This is a genomic window from Sandarakinorhabdus rubra, assembly GCF_010994245.1.
Lineage (GTDB): Bacteria > Pseudomonadota > Alphaproteobacteria > Sphingomonadales > Sphingomonadaceae > Sandarakinorhabdus > Sandarakinorhabdus rubra.
This window is the reverse complement of the sequence record NZ_WMHO01000257.1, coordinates 1-3,232: the sequence shown is the minus strand read 5'-3', so window position 1 is coordinate 3,232 and position 3,232 is coordinate 1. Positions and strand designations below refer to the sequence as shown.

The window sequence follows — 3,232 nt, the reverse complement described above, 5'->3', positions numbered from 1 at the left end:
GCTTCGAGTGCAGCGCGCACGATGTGGGCGCGGGTGGTGCCGCCCGACAGGCCGCAGATCAGCCCGCGCGCGTCTGGCGCCCAGTGCGGCGCGCCCAGCCCGGCCAGCGCCGGCACGAAGCTGACGCCGCCATTGTCGGGCACGCTTTGCGCCAGCGTTTCGCTGTCAGCGCTGTCGGCCAGCAGCCCCAGCCCGTCGCGCAGCCACTGGATGGCCGATCCGGCCACGAAGATGGCGCCTTCCAGCGCATAGGCTGGTTCGCCGCCCAGCCGCCACGCCACGGTGGCCAGCAGGCGGTGGCGCGAGACCGGCGGCGCCGCGCCGGCATGAGCGAGAAGGAAACAGCCTGTGCCATAAGTGGCCTTCAGCATGCCGGCCGCAAGGCAGCCCTGCCCAATGGCGGCGGCCTGCTGATCGCCGGCGGCGCCGGTGATGGGAATGGCGCGCCCCGCCACCTGCGCCACGGCCAGTGGGCGTTGCGGATCGCTGGCGCAATCGACGATGGCCGGCAAGGCGGCGGCCGGCACGCCAAACAGGCTGATGAGCCCTTCATCCCACTGGCAGGTGCCCAGATCCATCAGCAGCGTGCGGCTGGCGTTGGTGGCATCGGTGACATGAACCGCGCCGCCCGACAGGTTCCAGATCAGCCAGCTTTCCACCGTGCCCACGGCCAGCCGACCATCACGCGCGGCGTCGGCCACCATCGGCCAGTTGTCCAGCGCCCAGCGGAACTTGGTGCCCGAGAAATAGGGATCGAGCAGCAGGCCGGTCTTGGCCTGCACCCTGGCTTCCAGGCCCTGATCCGCCTCCTTCAGTGCGGCGCAGAAGTCGGCGGTGCGCCGGTCCTGCCAGACGATGGCGCGAGACAACGGCTCGCCAGTGCCGCGATCCCAGAAACAGATGGTCTCGCGCTGGTTGGTGATGCCGATGGCGGCGATGCGATTTGGCCCCACGGCCAGCGCCACCTCGTCGAGCACGGCGCGCGACAATGCCCAGATCTCGCCGGCATCATGTTCCACCCAGCCGCTGGCCGGATAATGCTGGGTGATGGGGCGCGCCGCGCTGGCAACGATCTCGCCGCCGGGGGTGAAGGCGATGGCGCGGGTGGAGGTGGTGCCGGCATCCAGCACGAGCAGCAGCTGATCGGTCATGTCACCTTTCCTAGGGGGGCAAAGCCGGTTAGGGAAGCGGTGTGAGCGCAGGCGAAACGCTTTTCGATGTGGCCATCATCGGCGCCGGCATCAACGGCGCCGGCATCGCCCGCGATGCGGCCGGGCGCGGGCTGTCGGTGGTCATCCTCGATGCCGGCGATGTCGGCGGCGCCACCTCGTCTGCTTCCACCAAGCTGATCCACGGCGGCCTGCGCTATCTGGAATTCTTCGCCTTCGGGCTGGTGAGGAAGGCGTTGGCCGAACGCGAGGTGCTGCTCGACATCGCGCCCCACATCAGCTGGCCACAGCCCTTTGTGCTGCCGCACGCTGCCGGCATGCGGCCGGTGTGGCAATTGAGGCTTGCCACCCTCCTCTATGATCATCTGGCGCGGCGGGTGGTGGTGCCGGGCTCCGAGCGCATCGACTTGCGCGCCACCCGCGCCGGGCGGGCGCTGAAGCCCGACTATCGCACCGCCTTCCGCTACTGGGACGGCTGGGTCGACGATGCCCGGCTGGTGGTCGAAAATCTGAAGGACGCCGCCGCAAGGGGCGCACTGGTGCTGCCGCGCACCACCGTGTCGCGGGCAGACCGACGCGACGGGCAATGGCAGCTGATCTGCGGCGACGGCCGCCGACTTGCAGCGCGGCAGCTGGTCAACGCCGCCGGCCCCTGGGCGGGCGAGGTCGCGCAGCGGGTCATGGGCCTCAACGATGCCCCGCAGCTGAAGCTGGTGCAGGGCAGCCACATCGTCACTCGCCGCGTGCATCTGGGGCGCGACGCCTTCATGCTGCAGCAACCGGACGGGCGCATCATCTTCGTGCTGCCCTATGAGCGGGATTTCTCGCTGATCGGGACCACCGAAACCGACGTGCAGGCGCCCGGCGCGGCGAGCGTCACCGATGGCGAGGTCGAGTATCTGCTGGCTGCTGCCAACCGCTACCTCGTCCGCCCGCTCACCGCCGAGGATGTGGTCCACCGCTTTGCCGGCGTGCGGCCGCTGGTGCTGGAACCCGGAAAGGGCGACCGGGAGACCAGCCGCGACTATCATCTCGTCAGCCACGCCGGCCTTGATGCCCTCAGCGTGGTGGGCGGCAAGATCACCACGTATCGCGTGCTCGCCGAGGACGTGCTGCGCCGCATCAGCCCGAAATCGAAGCCTTGGACGGCCAGCGCCCCGCTGCCCGGCGGCGCTTTCGAGCGGCTGCCCGGCGAACATGGTCAGGCCGGCTTCAAACGCTGGCTCGATCAACTGCAGGCGCGCGAGCATCACTATGACCCGGCCATCATCCGCCGGCTGGCGCACACCATCGGCGCCGATGCCGAACAGTTGCTGGCCGGCGGGCTGGGCCACAATCTGGGCGGCGTGTTCGAGGCCGAGCTCGATTATTTCCGTCGCCGTGAATGGGCGCAGACCAGCGGCGACGTGCTGTGGCGGCGCACCAAGCTGGGCCTCCACCTCGATAGCGCCGCGCAGGCCGAAGTGGCGCGCTGGTTCGGCGAAACCCCATCCGACCTCAAGGACATCCCGGCCGGCCACCGCTTCGCCCGGCCTGGTCTCGGCTGAGACACGGGTGGGGCGATCCGGCTGAGCGCTAGAGGTCGCCGGCTTCCCTCAGGCAATCGACCAGCACGGCGGCATCGATATTACCACCCGAGAGCGTGGCAATCACCGTCTTGCCGGCGACATCGACACGCCCGGCCAGTAGCGCAGCCAGCGTGACCGAACCGCCTGGCTCCACCACCAGCTTCAGTTCGCGGAAGGCAAAGGCAACAGCGCGCGCCACCTCGGCCTCGCTCACTGCCACGCCGGTGGCGCCGTGGTGCCGCAGCGTCGCAAAGGTGATCTCCGCCATGCGCAGCGTCTGCAGCGCGTCGCAGCGGGTCGGGCCGGGGTTCTCTACGGGCAGGATTTGCCCGGCCGCCAGGCTGCGGCAGACATCGTCATAGCCCTGCGGCTCCACGATGATGGTGGGAAGCTGGCTGCCGGCGGCAAAGCCGCTGGCGAGGCCACCGCCGCCGCAGCAGACGAGCGCGAGGTCGGCGGTTTCGCCGCGCGCCGCCAGGTCAGCGACGGCCTCAA

Annotated in this window: 3 protein-coding genes; 1 reads left to right on the top strand and 2 read right to left on the bottom strand. The window is 69.8% G+C overall.

Annotated elements, in window-relative coordinates:
• The coding region (locus GJV64_RS12910; protein ID WP_164157721.1) for an FGGY family carbohydrate kinase at window positions 1-1,151 on the bottom strand (1,151 nt) is incomplete at its 3' end.
• A 41-nt stretch (window positions 1,152-1,192) separates the two neighbouring features.
• Between GJV64_RS12910 and glpD the strand changes: the two genes are divergently transcribed.
• Window positions 1,193-2,716: a glycerol-3-phosphate dehydrogenase gene (gene glpD, locus GJV64_RS12905; protein ID WP_164157719.1), complete on the top strand. Its 1,524-nt coding sequence runs from the start codon at window positions 1,193-1,195 to the stop codon at window positions 2,714-2,716.
• A 28-nt stretch (window positions 2,717-2,744) separates the two neighbouring features.
• Here glpD and GJV64_RS12900 read toward each other — a convergent pair.
• On the bottom strand, window positions 2,745-3,232 hold a 488-nt coding region (locus tag GJV64_RS12900; protein WP_164157718.1), incomplete at its 5' end, for a pyridoxal-phosphate dependent enzyme.